We start from the raw sequence: 14,552 nt of genomic DNA, 5'->3' as shown, positions 1-14,552 counted from the left end.
CAGGCTCCATTTTTTGTACCGCTCGGGTAAGATAGTCCGCATGAATACTTCAATTGACATTTCCCACATCCGCAACTTCTCAATTGTTGCGCACATCGACCATGGCAAGTCCACGATCAGTGACCGCATTCTCGAGCTCACCCATACCGTCGACGAGCGCGACATGGAGTCGCAGCTGCTCGACACCATGGATATCGAGCGCGAGCGCGGCATTACGATCAAGTCCAATGCCGTCCGCGTTTCCTATGACGCCGACGATGGCGAGACGTATCAGTTCAACCTGATCGATACGCCGGGCCACGTTGACTTTACCTACGAGGTCTCGCGCTCGCTGGCAGCCTGTGAGGGCGCGGTGCTCGTTGTCGACGCCACGCAGGGCGTCGAGGCGCAGACCGTCTCCAACGCGACGCTCGCTATGAACGCCAATCTGGATATTGTTCCTGCCATCAACAAGATTGACCTGCCCTCGGCCCATCCCGACGAGGTCAAGACCGAGATCGAGGATGACCTGGCGATTCCCGCCGATGATGCCGTGTGCGTGTCGGGCAAGACCGGCGAGGGTATTCACGATCTGCTAGAGTCCATCGTCTTTTTGATCTCTCCGCCTAAGGGCGATGCAAATGCTCCGCTCAAAGCGCTCATTCTGGATTCGTACTTTGACGAGTATCGCGGCGTGGTGGCCACGGTGCGCGTCTTTGACGGCTCCATCAAAAAGGGCGATACCCTGCGCATGATGCAGGCAGAGGGCGACTTTTTGGTCGACGGCGTGGGTGTCAAGCGTCCTGCCGAGACCCCGGTTGACGCGCTGACGGTTGGCGAGGTCGGCTACGTGGTCACGGGCCTGAAGGACCCCGAGGCCGTTCGCGTGGGCGACACCCTTACCTGGGCGTCGAACCCCTGCCCCGAGCCGCTTCCTGGTTACCGCGAGGCCAAGCCCATGGTCTATACGGGCCTGTTCCCGATCGATAACAAGGACTACGAGAACCTGCGTGACGCACTCGATAAGCTGCACGTCAACGACCCGTCGTTGGTGTGGGAGCCCGAGACCTCGGTGGCGCTCGGCTTTGGCTTCCGCGTGGGCTTCCTGGGCCTGCTGCACATGGAAGTCGTTAAGGAACGCCTGGAGCGCGAGTTCAACTTGGACCTCATTGCCACGAGTCCCTCGGTCGACTATCACGTCTACAAGACCGACGGCGAGATGATCGATGTCCGCAGCCCGCAGGACCTTCCCGAGGCCACGCGCATCGAGCGTATCGAGGAACCCTACCTCAAGGCAAAGATCATCTGCCCGCCTGAGTACACGGGCGCCGTCATGCAGCTCGCCATCGAGCACCGCGGCGTTACGACCGACATGATCCACCTGACGAGCAAATCGGTCGAGATGCGCTTCGATATGCCGCTTGCCGAGCTCATCTTGGACTTCTTTGACCAGCTCAAGAGCCGCACTAAGGGCTATGCCTCGCTCGACTACGAGTTCAACGAGTATCGTCCTTCCGAGCTTGTGAAGCTCGATATCTTGCTTTCGGGCGATGAGGTGGACGCGCTGTCGTTTATCGTGCACAAGGACAAGGCCTATGGCCTGGCCCGCGGTCTGTGCGACAAGCTCAAGGAGATCATCCCGCGTCAGCTGTTTGAGGTGCCCATCCAGGGTGCTATCGGCAACAAGATCATTGCCCGCTCCACCGTCAAGGCGCGTCGCAAGGACGTGCTTGCCAAGTGCTACGGCGGCGATATTTCGCGTAAGCGCAAACTGCTCGAGAAGCAGAAAGAGGGCAAGAAGCGCATGAAAGCCATCGGCTCGGTCGAGGTCCCGCAGGAGGCCTTTATGGCGATTCTCAAGGTGGACGAGTAGGCCTATGGCGCTTTCCGAATACAGCGAGCGATTGCTGGGCGCCTATGCCGAGCAACCGTTCCTTATGGCTCCCATGGCGGGCGTGACCGACCCTGCCTACCGCATCATGTGCCGCCGCCGCGGTGCCAACCTTGCCTACAGCGAGATGGTGAGCGTGGCAGGCCTTGCCTATGCCAGCAACAAAACGTGGCGCCTGGTGCTGCCGGCCGACGAGGAGCAGCAGATTTGTGTGCAGCTCTTTGGCTCCAAGCCCGATCAGTTTGCGAGTGCCGTCGCCGCCGTCGAGGAGCGCGTTGGCGATCGCCTGTCGCTCATCGATATCAATATGGCATGCCCCGCCCGCAAGGTCGTTACCAAGGGCGAGGGCTCGGCGCTCATGCGCACGCCCGATTTGGCCGAGAAGATCGTCGAGGCCACGGTGGGTGCGGCGCACGTGCCCGTGACCGTAAAGATCCGCAAGGGCTTTTACGCCGAGGACCGTAATGCCGCGACGTTTGCCCAGATGCTTGAGGGCGCAGGGGCTGCAGCAGTCGCCGTGCATGGTCGTTGCGCTACGCAGCTCTACACGGGCCAGGCGGATTGGTCGGTCGTCGATGAGGTCGCAGATGCCGTCGAGATTCCCGTGATCGGTTCGGGCGATGTGTTCTGCGCCGAGGATGCCGCGGAGCATCTGCGCAACTCGGGCGCCAGCGCGGTGTTTATCGCGCGCGGTATCTACGGGAACCCGTGGGTGTTTGGCGATGCTCGCGCCCTTGCGCTCGATGGCATACCGGTGCCGGTTCGCAGCTCCGTCGAGCGCCTGGACGCCCTGCGTGAGCACCTAACGCTGACACATGAGCTCCTGCCGCTCATGGCGCGTGCCCGTACGTACGCAAGCTGGTACTTAAAAGGCATGCCCCATGCCGCCGCTTGGCGTGCCCATGTGGTGCGCTGTTCCACTTACGAGGAATTTATGGCGCTGGTTGATGAGATCGAGCGCGATGTGGTGGCCTGCGAGACTGCCCTTGCCGCCGGCGAATCGGTGCCCCCTCATCCGCTGGAGGCTTAAGGGTGGCCGTTACCGCGCTGTACGTGCACGTTCCGTTTTGCGCCCAAAAGTGCCGGTACTGCGACTTTGATTCGCGCAGTTTTGCTCCATGCGACCCGAGCGCTGCGCTCGATGCCTATTTTGAGCAGTTGTTCGCGCGCCTCGATGCTTTTGGCAAGGCTGGGGCCCTTGGCCAAATCCGCACCGTCTATGTTGGCGGCGGTACGCCGTCGCTGGCGGGGGAGCGCCTTGTGGAGTTGGCGCGGCGTATTCGTGCGTGGTGCGCCCCTGTTGAGTTTACCTGTGAGGCCAATCCCGAATCGCTGACCGCCGAGCTTGCCGCTGCGCTTGCCAAGGTTGGTGTCACACGCATCTCTCTGGGCGTGCAAACGCTCGATAACGCCGAACTTACCGCCATCGGCCGCATTCACGATGCCGATCGGGCGCTCGCTGCCATCACGACGGTTAAGGACGCTGGGCTCGATGTGTCGTGTGACCTGATGTGTGGTCTTCCCGGGCAGACCGCCGTAAGCTGGCAGTGCACGCTCGATGGCGTGCTGGCGGCGGCTCCGCATCATGTGTCGGTCTACCCGCTCACGCTCGAGGAGGGGACGCCCCTTTATCGCATGGCGTGCCGTGACGAGTCGCTCGAGCCTGATGAGGATTTTCAGGCCGCATGCATGGACGTGGCACGCGAGCTCCTGGGTGCCGCCGGCTATCACCCGTATGAGGTGGCGAGTTACGCGCTCGACGGCCATGAGTGCGCCCATAACATTGCCTACTGGACCGGACGGGGCTACCTGGGCCTGGGTCGTTCTGCCGCGGGCATGCTCGACGCCGAGGATTTCGACCGTCTTGCGGGTTTGTTCCCCGGCGTGTCTTCTCGAGGCGATGCGTACCGCGTGCGTCTGGTGCAACGTGACGATGACGCGACGGCGTTCGAGGCCGAATATCTCTCGCAGCGCGAGGCCGCGGCCGAAGACCTGATGCTTGCTTGCCGCATGACGCGCGGTGTCGCGTCCGACCTGTTGGTTCGCGCGGTTCGTGTCATCCCAACGGGCGAGCTGGCAGTTGCCTGCGATCGCGCGCTCGAATTGGGTCTTGCCACTTGGGTGCCCGAGACGCTCGGGGTCCATGAGGGACCCTTCACTTCGGCAGATGTCGTCGCGGGCCATGTTCGAGCTCGTCTGGCGCCGACACACCTGGGCTGGCTCGATGGAAATGTTCTGTTCGAGCTGTTTTGGGATCTAGCTTAGGCCGCTCGGGTAGAATTACCGGAATATATACGCTGCTGTGAGCAGGAGGTTGCCGCGCATGGCGACGATGAACGAAAAAGATTACTACGAGATTTTGGGTGTCTCCAAGGACGCCACCTCGCGTGATATTCAAAAGGCCTTCCAGCAAAAGGCCCGCAAGCTCCATCCGGACGTCAACAAAGAGCCGGATGCCGAGGAAAAGTTTAAAGAGGTTTCCGAGGCCTACGCCGTGCTTTCGGATGAGCAAAAACGTGCGCGCTACGACGCCATGCGTTCTGGCAATCCCTTTGCCGGTGCTCCTACGGCTTCGCCCTATGGTGGCAGCTACGCCGGCAGCACGGGTTATGGCAATCCTTTTGAGGGCGGCTTTCCCTTTGGTGGCGCCTGGGGCCAGCAGCGTCGTGGACAGGCTGCCTACAATCCCGAGAACGGCGCCAACGTGGTCGTCGATATCAAACTTGACGCCAAGGAGGCCAAGGGCGGTGCCCGCAAGACCGTCCGCTACACGCGCTTCGATACGTGCGGACATTGCGGCGGCTCGGGTTCTGTCTCCTCCGAGCATGCCCATACCTGCCCAAGCTGTGGCGGCCGCGGCCACATCGACGTCGACCTGTCCTTCCTGTTTGGTGCGGGTACGTTCCAGTCGGTCTGCCCCGAGTGCGGCGGTTCCGGTAAGGTCGTGGCCGACCCCTGCCCCGATTGTGGTGGCAGCGGTCGTACTCGCGCAACCTCCGAGCAGACGATTGAGTTTCCTGCCGGCACGCACGATGGCGACGAGGTCCGCATTAGCGGCATGGGACATGCTGGCACCAACGGTGCCGCGGGCGGCGACTTGGTCGGCCGCGCCCATGTTGAAGCCGAGCGCTTGGAAGGCAAAGCTCGTACCGGTTTTTACCTGATGGGCATCGTGGCGCCGTTTTTGGTACTCTCGGCCATCTCGGGCGTGTTCTCTGCCTTTGCCGTGATGTGCTTTATTCCGTTTACCATGGGCCTGTTCATGGTGCTTTCGGACGGTGTGCTTCATCGCAGTCTGCTGTGGTGGAAGCGCGGTGCGATGCAGTTTGCCAACGGTTTTGCCAACGGCTTTATGTTCGCGCTCGTGTCGGTTTGGTTCGCGAGCTGCTCGCAACGGGCCATGCTTTCGCCGTACCAAATGCAATAACATCAAACCCTCTGTTTGCGGTCGGCCCAGCTTGGGTATAGGACGCACTGTGACAATAATGAAAGTCGGAAGGATTCGGTCGTGTCGGAAAATAGGGATTACTACGAGGTGCTTGGCGTCGACAGGGATGCCGACGCGCGGACGATCAAGCGTGCGTTTCTAAAGAAGGCCCGTACCGTACATCCGGATGTTTCGGACGACCCCGAGGCCGAGGCCAAGTTTAAGGAGCTCAACGAGGCCTATTCCGTTCTTTCCGATGAGCAGAAGCGTGCTAACTACGACCGTTACGGCACTGCCGACGGCCCTGGTGGTTCGGGCTACGTCGATATCAACGATATCTTTGGTGGCATGGGCATGGACGACTTGTTCTCGTCGTTCTTTGGCGGCGGTGCCGGCGGTGGCGCCCGCAGCCGTCGTGAGCGTCGTCGCGGACGTGACATGGCCATCTCGCTTTCGGTGACGCTCGAGGAGGCGGCGCTCGGCTGCAAAAAGACGATCAGCTATGACCGCCTTGCTCCTTGCGAGGACTGCAACGGCACCGGTAGGGCAGAGGGCGCACAGGAAAAGCAGTGCGGCCGCTGCCACGGTACGGGCTACGTCACGACGGTTCAGCGTTCGTTCCTGGGCCAGGTTCAGTCTTCCTCGCCTTGCCCCGACTGCCATGGCGAGGGCACGGTCATCGACCATCCCTGCGAGACCTGCGACGGTCAGGGCCGCACGCCTTCGCATGAAAAGATCGACATCGATATTCCCGCCGGCGTTTCGACCGGTCGCCAGCTGCGTGTGAGCGGCTTTGGCGAGGCCGGCCTTCGCGGCGAGCCTTCGGGCGACCTGATTGTCAACGTGCGCGTTGCCGACCATGAGCGCTTTAAGCGCAACGGTGACGACCTGTACCTGGTGAGCGATATCTCGATTGCGCAGGCTGCGCTCGGCTGCGAGATCGAGGTCGAGGGCATTATGCCCGACGAGGTCGTTAAGGTGACGGTTCCCGCCGGCGCCCAGTACGGTGATACCGTGAGCGTCAATAATTACGGCATGCCGCGCATTGGCGGTGGCGGTTCGCGTGGCCGCCTGATCGTGCAACTGCGCGTGGTCGTTCCCACCAATCTTTCCAATAAGCAGCGCGAGCTGCTCCGTGCTTTTGCCGATGAGATGGGCGATGACGTCGCTTCCGGTAAGAAGTCGGTGACCGACCGTATCAAGAGTGCCCTCGACGATATCCTCGATTAAGGAGCCCGCGTGCTCGCACCCCATATTTCCGTCGTCAACCTCGGCTGCCGTGTCAACCGGGTTGAGTCTGACCGTATCACTGCCGATCTTATGCGCCTGGGCTTTGCTATTGTGGAGCCCCAGGATGCCGATCTGATCGTTATTAACACCTGTGCCGTTACGGGCGAGGCTGAGGCCAAGACCCGTAAGGCCGTTCGTCATGCGCTGGCCCATCAAAACGAGCCCTATGTGGTCGTGACCGGATGCGTGGTTAATTTGCATCCCGAGGAGCTGCTGGAGCTTTCGGATCGCGTGATCGCCGAGCCGTCCAAGATCGATGTCGCCGAACGTGTCTGCGAGGTGTTGGGCGTTGAGTCCGATAGCGTTCCCGCCTGCAGCGATGGCGAGGTGGTCGATGCGCTCGGTCGCTCTCGCCTGGGCGTGAAGATTCAGGACGGCTGCAACCACCGCTGCACCTATTGCATTGTGTGGAAGGCGCGCGGCCCCGAGCGCTCCGTGCCCGTCGAGTCCGTGCTCGAGCAAGTTTGCGAGGCCCAGGAGGCCGGCGTGCCCGAGGTGGTGCTGACCGGTGTGAACTTGGGTGCCTACGATGGCAAGAGCGCGACCGACGAGCATGTCGAAATCGATGAGTTGCTCGAGGCCATCATGGAGCGCACGTCTATTCCGCATGTGCGCATTTCCTCGGTCGAGCCCATGGATATCTCTGAGCGCCTGCTTAAGGTTATGGCGCGCTATCCGCAGCGTATCGCCCCATTTTTGCACCTGCCCGTGCAGTCCGGCTGCACGGCGACCCTGCATCGCATGGGCCGTCCCTATAGCGCCGAGGCCTTTGAGGACACGGTGCGCATGATTCGCGCCAACTTGCCCCAGGTGTCTCTTTCGTGCGATGTCATCGTCGGCTTCCCCGGCGAGACGGACGAGGAATTCGAGGAGTCGCTGGCGCTGTGCCGCCGTGTGGGTTTCTCGCGTATGCACGTATTCCGCTATAGCAAGCGTCCCGGTACCCTTGCTGCCGACATGCCCGACCAAGTGCCGCCCGAGGTTATGGCCGAGCGTAGCCGCCGTATGCGGGCCGCGGCACAGGAGCTCGCTATTGCCGACGCTCGTCGTCGCGTGGGCACGGTCGAGCGTGCCGTGCTCGAGTATGGTGACAACCTGACGCTCGGCTCGTTCCATCATGCCCGTCTTGACGATACCTGTGGACTCACAGCCCCGTGCCTGCTCGATGTTGCTATCATCGGAGTCGATGATTCCGGCTTGGTCCATGCGCGCAGGGAGGTTCATGGAAGCCTCTAAGATTAGACTTACCGTTCCCGAGGGTATCGACCCCTCGCGCGTTTTGGGCGCCGGCGACGGCGTCCTTCGTGCACTCGAGAACTTGGTTCGCGCCCATGTGGTCGCCCGTGGCGATAGCATCGCCGTGAGCGGTGACCCGGATCAGGTCGAACTCGTGGCGCGTTTTTTCGAACATGCCTTTCGTGAGGCTGCTGCCGGGCGCACGCTTTCTGCCGACGATGTCTCGCGCTGTCTGGCCGTTCTGCGCGACGGTGAGCACGAGGCTACGTCGCTTCGCGATGACGTGCTGCTTTCGTATCGCGGTCGTGCCATTCGCCCCAAAACGCTCGGGCAAAAGCGCTATGTGGATGCCATTCGCTCGCATACCATCACCTTTGGCTTGGGTCCTGCCGGTACCGGTAAGACCTATCTGGCCATGGCGCTCGCCGTTGCCGCGCTCAAGCGTCACGAGGTGGGCCGTCTGATCTTGACGCGTCCGGTTGTCGAGGCGGGGGAGAATCTGGGCTTTTTGCCCGGTACCCTTGAGGAAAAGATCGATCCCTACATGCGTCCGCTCTACGACGCCCTTTTTGACATGATGGATCGCGAGCGCACCGATGAGCTTATGGAGCGCGGCGTTATCGAGATCGCCCCGCTTGCCTACATGCGCGGCCGCACGCTGAGCGATGCTTTCGTGGTGCTCGACGAGGCGCAAAATACCACGCCCGAGCAGATGAAGATGTTCCTGACACGCCTGGGCTTCAACTCCAAGTTCGTGATCACCGGCGACCTGAGCCAGCGCGACCTGGTGGGTCGTCGTGGCGGTCTTGCCGACGTTGAGCAGATTTTGGGCCGTGTCGACGATGTCGCATTTTCGCACCTCGAGCGCGCCGACGTGGTGCGCCATGCCTTGGTGGGACGTATCGTCGAGGCGTACGATACTTATGATGATGTGCGCGAGAAACGCGTACGTGACCGAAAGGAGTCCCGTTGAGTGTATTGATCAGCAACGATGCCGAGCTCGATACGCTGCTTGACGCGCAGGAGGTGGAGCACATCTGCGAGGTTGTGCTTGCTGCCGAGGGCGTTGAACGTGAAGTCGAGATTTCCCTTTCGTATGTCGACGAGGACGAGATGCACGAGCTCAACCACGAGTGGCGCGGTATCGACCGCACCACCGATGTGCTCTCGTTTGAGTGCGATTCGGCCTTTGACGAGGATATTCCCGCCGATGAGACGCTCGAGCTCGGCGATATCATCTTGGCCCCGCAGGTTATTTCCCGTCAGGCCCCTGGTTTTGGCAATAGCCCTGCTGACGAGTGCCGTCTGATGCTCGTACACGGCATGCTGCACCTGCTGGGCTATGACCACATCGAGGACGACGAGGCCGAGGTCATGGAGGCCCGCGAGGACGCCATCCTGCGCGATTTGGCGCTCGAGCGCGGCGAGGACCCCAAGCTAGTCCACGTCGGCCCCATCACCAACCACGCCCACGACTAGGAGCCGTCTATGATTCCCGGATCGAACAAGGACCATCCGTCCTTCTTAAAGTCGTTTTCTTACGCTATGGAGGGCTTCGTCACCGCCGTCAAGACCGAGCGCAACATTAAGGTCATGCTCGTGGCGGGCGTGTGCACCGTCATTGCAGGCTGCATCGTGGGGCTCGACATTGCCGAGTGGGCCACGATTATCATCTGTTGCGGCCTGGTGATCCACGGCGAGCTTTGCAATACCGCCATGGAGGCCATCGTCGACCTGGCGACCCAGGAGCTCCATCCGCTGGCCAAGCGTGCGAAGGACATCGCCGCCGCCTCCGTATACGTTCTTTCCATCACCGCCGCGATTGTGGGCTTGCTGGTATTTGCCCACGCGCTCGGCTTTATTTAGAAAGGGATTCCCATGTCCGACAATATGCAGCCTGCCGATGAGATTTTGGACGACGAGTCCCTGGACGCGGTGGATACCGAGGAGCTCGAGGATGTCGAGGAGTTCGACCCGTTTGAGGGTATGAGCGACGAGGAACTTGACGCCCTGTGCGACGAGGACGACAACCTCGCGGGCTTTGGTGACGTTGAGCCCGGTTTCCGCAGCGGCTTTGTGGCCCTGGTCGGTCGTCCCAACGCTGGCAAGTCTACGCTGCTTAATGCCTGCTATGGCAAAAAGGTCGCCATCACCTCGCCGGTGGCCCAGACGACCCGCCGCCGCATGCGCGCCGTCGTCAACCGCCCCGGCTACCAGCTGGTCTTTGTCGATACCCCCGGTATTCATAAGCCCAAGGACGGCTTGGGATCCGAGCTCAACAAGAGCGCGTTGTTCGAGCTGAACGATGTTGATGTTGTCGCGTTTTTGATTGATGCCACCAAACCGATCGGCAGGGGAGACGCCTGGGTTGCCGAGCGCGTCAAGAACGCTCGTTCCAAGAAGGTCCTGGTGCTCACCAAGGCCGATGAGGCCGACCCCGCACAGGTCATGGAGCAGCTTCAGGCCGCCCACGAACTCATGGAATATGACGACGAGATCGTGACGTCGTCGGTCAAGAACTTCAACGTCGATGCATTTATCGAGACCGTTGCGCACTTTTTGCCTGAGGGTCCGCGTTGGTTCCCCGAGGACATGGGTACCGACGCTTCCGATGAGACGCTCGTTGCCGAGTTTGTGCGCGAGAAGGTCTTGCGCCGCACCCGTGATGAGATTCCGCACTCCGTTGGCGTGATCTGCGATGCGCTCGAGCAGACCAAGAAGGTGCTGCGCGTGCACGCCACCATTTACGTCGAGCGCGAGGGCCAAAAGGGCATCATCATCGGTAAGGGCGGCGAGATGATCAAGCATATCGGTATCGACGCCCGTCGCGATCTTGAGCGCATCTTTGGCACGCAGGTCTTTTTGGAGCTGGACGTGAAGGTCAAGGCCGGCTGGCGTGACGACGAGGCCCAGATTCGCCGCTTTGGCTACAACGCCGAGGACTAAGGACGCGCGGCACGCATGGTAGGCTCCCGGACATATCGCACCAAGGTGCTCGTCCTCGACAAGACGAAGCTCAAAGAGACCGACCTGATCTTGACGATGCTTGACGAGCGGGGACGGCAGGTTCGTGCAGTGGCAAAGGGCGCCCGCAAACCCGGCGGACGCCTGGCTGCGCGCTGCGAGCTGTTCTGTACGGTCGATATGCTGCTCGCACATGGACGGTCACTCGACGTGGTTTCTCAGGCCGAGCTTATGGAGGCGCCGCTCGGCGCTGCGCCCGATTACGAGACGACCTGCGCCGCAAGCGCGATCGCCGAGGTCGCGCGCGTGTGCTCGTTCGAGGACGCCGAGGACCCGTTTACCTTTGCCATAACGCAGCGAGCGCTTGCCCTGGTGGGCAGCGGGCTTGACACGGCACATATGGACCTACTTGTGGCGGCATATGTCTTTAAGCTGCTATCGCACGTTGGCTATCGTCCCGATTTTTCGACCTGTGTGCTGTGCGGAGACCCCATGCTGTCGTATTTTTCAGCCCAGGCGGGCGGTCTCATGTGCGGGTCGTGCGCGTCGAGCGTTCCAGGTGCCGAACTGGTGTCGACCGGTGAGACCGCATGGCTGCGCGCCCTCATGTCCATGACCTTCGATGCGCTCATGGCCGAGCGAATCGACCCGCATACGGCGGCATTCCTGCTCGGGCTTTCGCATGTTTGGGCTGCGACGCACACCGATCAGCGCCTCCGCGCGATGGAATTCATGTTGGGTCGGTGATGATGCGCAGGCGCGGGCTGCTTGTGGTAACATACCGACCTGTTGGTACCTCGACCTTGGTTGTTCGCTCCACCGGCGGCTTCCCAGTCCGAGGCGAATCGAGTCGCCCGTGGGCGACGCAAAACGAAAGGTGAAACAATGACTGTTTCCAAAGAGCGCAAGGCGGAGCTGACTGCCCAGTTCGGTAACACCCCGGTCGACACCGGCAACCCCAAGGTTCAGGTCGCCATCCTGTCCGAGCGCATCAAGGAGCTGACCGAGCACATGAAGTCCCACCAGAAGGACTTCCACACCCGTCGTGGCCTGCTCATGCTCGTCGGCCGTCGTCGTCGTCTTCTCTCCTACATCAAGAAGAACGACATCGTCGAGTACCGTGAGCTCATCAAGGCTCTGGGCATCCGCGACAACATCCAGTAGGATTTGTACATGCTAAGAGCGTCCTGCGCAGCGGGGCGCTCTTTTTGTGTAAGGGCGCGAACAATCACGCTCTGAAGCGTGGCGGGGGCAGGGGGCCCGCGTCACATGAGAAGCCCGCAGACAAGGGGTCTGCGGGGTTAAGGAGAACAATGACACTCGTATCCAAGACCTTTGAGCTGTACGGCAAGACCTACACCTTTGAGTCGGGCGAGCTTGCCAAGCAGGCCACCGGCGCCTGCTTGGTCAAGCAGGGCGACACTACGATGCTCGACACCGTGGTCGTCTCCAAGGAGCGCAAGAACTACGACTTCTTCCCGCTGACCGTCGACTTCAACGAGAAGATGTACGCAGCCGGCCGCATCCCGGGTGGCTACCTCAAGCGTGAGGGCCGTCCCAGCGAGAAGGCCACGCTCACGGCCCGCATGATCGATCGCCCGATTCGCCCGAGCTTCCCGGATGGCTTCCGCAACGAGGTGCACATCGTCGCCACCTCGCTCGTCGCCGACCAGGTCAACCCCTTCGATGTCATCAACGTCATGGGTGCATCCCTGGCCATGACGCTTGGCGGCGTGCCCTTCGAGGGCCCGCTTGCCTGCGTGCGCATCGGCCGTAACGTGGAGACAGGCGAGTTTATCGTCAACCCCACCTACGAGGAGCGCGAGAACTCGGATCTGGACCTGGAGCTGGGCGGATCCGCTGACTTCATCTCGATGGTCGAGGCCGGCGCCGAGGAGATCTCCGAGGACGACATGCTCGCCGCCATGAAGTTTGGCCAGGAGGCCCTTGCCGCTTTCTGCCAGGCTCAGGACGAGTTCGTCGCCGAGTGGGAGCAGGTTAACGGCCCCATCGTCAAGAAGGAGTACCCGCTCGACCAGCCCGTCGAGGAGGTCCAGGAGCGCATCTTCGCCCACTACGACGAGATGGCAGCCGCCCTTCGCGACGCCGACAAGCTCTCCCGTATCGGTAAGGTCGAGGCTCTGAAGGAGTCCATCCGCGCCGAGTTCACCGAGGAGGAGCAGGCCGCTTGGGAGCGCGAGATCCCCGTGGCGCTCAAGAAGCTCGAGAAGAAGGCCATGCGCACCATGGTCGTTGAGACCGGCGAGCGCGTCGACGGCCGTGCCGCCGACGAGATCCGTCCCATCATGGTGAAGGACAACTACCTGCCGCTCGTTCACGGCTCCGGTTTGTTCCAGCGTGGCCAGACCCAGGTGCTCTCGGTTCTTTCGCTCGGCATGCTCAACGAGGGTCAGCGTCTGGATACCATCGAGCCCACCGAGGGCAAGCGCTACATGCACCACTATAACTTCCCGCCGTTCTGCACCGGCGAGACTGGCCGCATGGGCAGCCCCAAGCGCCGCGAGATCGGCCACGGCAACCTTGCTGAGCGCGCTCTGCTTCCGGTGCTCCCCGACGAGAACGAGTTCCCCTACGCCATCCGCGTCGTCTCCGAGGTCATGGAGTCCAACGGCTCCTCTTCGATGGCTTCGACCTGCGGTTCTACGCTCGCCCTTATGGACGGCGGCGTGCCCATTAAGCGCCCGGTCTCCGGTATCGCCATGGGCCTGATCCAGGAGGAGGGCAAGACCGTGGTCCTGTCCGACATCCAGGGTCTCGAGGACTTCCTGGGCGACATGGACTTTAAGGTCACCGGCACCACCGAGGGCATCACCGCTCTGCAGATGGACAACAAGGCCACCGGCCTCACCTTTGACATCCTGGCCCGCGCTCTGCAGCAGGCCAAGGAGGGTCGCGCCTTCATCCTGCAGAAGATGCTCGATGTGATCCCCGAGCCGCGCCACACCACGCGCAGCACCGCTCCGCGCATCGTTTCCATCCAGGTTCCGACCGACAAAATCCGCGACGTCATCGGTTCCGGCGGTAAGGTCATCCGCGGTATCCAGGACGAGACCGGCGCCTCGGTCGACATCCAGGAGGACGGCACCGTCTTTGTTGGCGGCACCGGCGAGTCCGTCGACCAGGCCGTCGAGCGTATCAAGCTCATCATCAAGGTTCCCGAGCCGGGCGAGGAGTACACCGGTCGTGTGGTCTCCATCCAGCCCTTCGGCGCCTTCGTCAACCTGCTGCCCGGTAAGGACGGCCTGCTGCACATCTCCCGCGTCGCCAAGGGCCGCGTGGAGAAGGTCGAGGACGTCCTCAACGTGGGCGACGAGGTCAAGGTCGTCGTCATCGAGGTCGACGATCGCGGCAAGATCTCGCTCGATCGTCTTGATAAGCCCGAGGCCCCGGCTCGTGCCGAGGGTGCCTCCGAGGGCGACGGCGAGCACTTCCAGCGCCGTGAGCGTCCGCGTCGCGAGCGCTCTGAGCGCAGCGACCGTCCGCGCCGTCCCGGCGACAACGGAGGCCGAAAGCCCCGCCGTCACCACGACGCCGAGTAACAGCTAAACATAAGCAGCTCAACAAGGGCGACTCCGGACAGGGGTCGCCCTTTTGCTCGCGCCCGGGAGGGCCGCATATGAAGTTTCCTGCTCTACAGTCCTGCGTAAGACGGAAAGCACATTAAGTGCTTTCCTTTGCGTGCGGAACTCGCGATAAACTTCATATGCGTCCCTCCCGGGCGCGAGCAAAAGGGCTGGTTAACGA

13 protein-coding genes are annotated in these 14,552 nt (G+C 61.8%); all 13 read left to right on the top strand.

Annotated features, from left to right (window positions below):
* Positions 1-40: 40 nt before the first annotated feature.
* The 13 genes from lepA (at position 41) to AAA069_RS02935 (ending at position 14,347) form a co-directional block, all read left to right on the top strand.
* Complete coding sequence (gene lepA / locus AAA069_RS02995; protein WP_117735177.1) at positions 41-1,852, top strand: translation elongation factor 4; 1,812 nt, start codon at positions 41-43, stop codon at positions 1,850-1,852.
* 4 nt (positions 1,853-1,856) lie between these two features.
* Positions 1,857-2,900 (top strand): tRNA dihydrouridine synthase DusB, encoded by a 1,044-nt coding sequence (gene dusB, locus AAA069_RS02990; RefSeq protein ID WP_349127527.1) that lies wholly within the window; start codon positions 1,857-1,859, stop codon positions 2,898-2,900.
* A gap of 2 nt (positions 2,901-2,902) precedes the next feature.
* The gene (hemW, locus tag AAA069_RS02985) at positions 2,903-4,135 is read left to right on the top strand and encodes a radical SAM family heme chaperone HemW (protein WP_349127526.1); all 1,233 of its coding nucleotides are present in this window, start codon (positions 2,903-2,905) and stop codon (positions 4,133-4,135) included.
* Between the two features lie 58 nt (positions 4,136-4,193).
* Positions 4,194-5,297, top strand: coding sequence for a DnaJ domain-containing protein (locus AAA069_RS02980; protein ID WP_349127525.1), 1,104 nt, complete (start codon positions 4,194-4,196; stop codon positions 5,295-5,297).
* Between the two features lie 81 nt (positions 5,298-5,378).
* The gene (gene dnaJ / locus AAA069_RS02975) at positions 5,379-6,527 is read left to right on the top strand and encodes a molecular chaperone DnaJ (RefSeq protein ID WP_099431798.1); all 1,149 of its coding nucleotides are present in this window, start codon (positions 5,379-5,381) and stop codon (positions 6,525-6,527) included.
* Positions 6,528-6,536: 9 nt separating this feature from the next.
* Positions 6,537-7,823, top strand: coding sequence for a MiaB/RimO family radical SAM methylthiotransferase (locus AAA069_RS02970; protein WP_349127524.1), 1,287 nt, complete (start codon positions 6,537-6,539; stop codon positions 7,821-7,823).
* Positions 7,810-8,796, top strand: a complete 987-nt coding sequence (locus AAA069_RS02965) for a PhoH family protein (protein ID WP_349127523.1) — start codon at positions 7,810-7,812, stop codon at positions 8,794-8,796. The genes AAA069_RS02970 and AAA069_RS02965 overlap by 14 nt, the downstream gene beginning before the upstream one ends.
* Positions 8,793-9,302 carry an rRNA maturation RNase YbeY gene (ybeY, locus tag AAA069_RS02960; protein ID WP_055309896.1) on the top strand — a complete coding sequence of 170 codons (510 nt, stop codon included), beginning with the start codon at positions 8,793-8,795 and terminating at the stop codon, positions 9,300-9,302. Before AAA069_RS02965 ends, ybeY begins: the two co-directional genes overlap by 4 nt.
* Positions 9,303-9,311: 9 nt before the next feature.
* Positions 9,312-9,689, top strand: coding sequence for a diacylglycerol kinase family protein (locus AAA069_RS02955; RefSeq protein WP_099431794.1), 378 nt, complete (start codon positions 9,312-9,314; stop codon positions 9,687-9,689).
* Positions 9,690-9,701: 12 nt separating this feature from the next.
* Positions 9,702-10,769 (top strand): GTPase Era, encoded by a 1,068-nt coding sequence (era, locus tag AAA069_RS02950; protein ID WP_349127522.1) that lies wholly within the window; start codon positions 9,702-9,704, stop codon positions 10,767-10,769.
* A gap of 15 nt (positions 10,770-10,784) precedes the next feature.
* Positions 10,785-11,534, top strand: a complete 750-nt coding sequence (gene recO, locus AAA069_RS02945; RefSeq protein WP_349127521.1) for a DNA repair protein RecO — start codon at positions 10,785-10,787, stop codon at positions 11,532-11,534.
* Positions 11,535-11,672: 138 nt separating this feature from the next.
* Positions 11,673-11,951 carry a 30S ribosomal protein S15 gene (rpsO, locus tag AAA069_RS02940; protein ID WP_035138510.1) on the top strand — a complete coding sequence of 93 codons (279 nt, stop codon included), beginning with the start codon at positions 11,673-11,675 and terminating at the stop codon, positions 11,949-11,951.
* Between the two features lie 149 nt (positions 11,952-12,100).
* Complete coding sequence (locus tag AAA069_RS02935; protein WP_055309899.1) at positions 12,101-14,347, top strand: polyribonucleotide nucleotidyltransferase; 2,247 nt, start codon at positions 12,101-12,103, stop codon at positions 14,345-14,347.
* The last annotated feature ends 205 nt before the right edge of the window (positions 14,348-14,552 follow it).

Source organism: Collinsella sp. CLA-SR-H006, from assembly GCF_040097075.1.
GTDB lineage: Bacteria > Actinomycetota > Coriobacteriia > Coriobacteriales > Coriobacteriaceae > Collinsella.
The sequence above is the reverse complement of the archived record's forward strand: the minus strand, read 5'-3'. Positions and strand labels throughout refer to the sequence as shown.

Bases quoted from the DNA above. Each gene is read 5' to 3' on its own strand.
- lepA (WP_117735177.1), top strand. From the start codon at position 41: ATGAATACTTCAATTGACATTTCCCACATCCGCAACTTCTCAATTGTT.
- dusB (WP_349127527.1), top strand. From the start codon at position 1,857: ATGGCGCTTTCCGAATACAGCGAGCGATTGCTGGGCGCCTATGCCGAG.
- AAA069_RS02980 (WP_349127525.1), top strand. From the start codon at position 4,194: ATGGCGACGATGAACGAAAAAGATTACTACGAGATTTTGGGTGTCTCC.
- AAA069_RS02965 (WP_349127523.1), top strand. From the start codon at position 7,810: ATGGAAGCCTCTAAGATTAGACTTACCGTTCCCGAGGGTATCGACCCC.
- AAA069_RS02955 (WP_099431794.1), top strand. From the start codon at position 9,312: ATGATTCCCGGATCGAACAAGGACCATCCGTCCTTCTTAAAGTCGTTT.
- era (WP_349127522.1), top strand. From the start codon at position 9,702: ATGTCCGACAATATGCAGCCTGCCGATGAGATTTTGGACGACGAGTCC.
- recO (WP_349127521.1), top strand. From the start codon at position 10,785: ATGGTAGGCTCCCGGACATATCGCACCAAGGTGCTCGTCCTCGACAAG.
- rpsO (WP_035138510.1), top strand. From the start codon at position 11,673: ATGACTGTTTCCAAAGAGCGCAAGGCGGAGCTGACTGCCCAGTTCGGT.
- AAA069_RS02935 (WP_055309899.1), top strand. From the start codon at position 12,101: ATGACACTCGTATCCAAGACCTTTGAGCTGTACGGCAAGACCTACACC.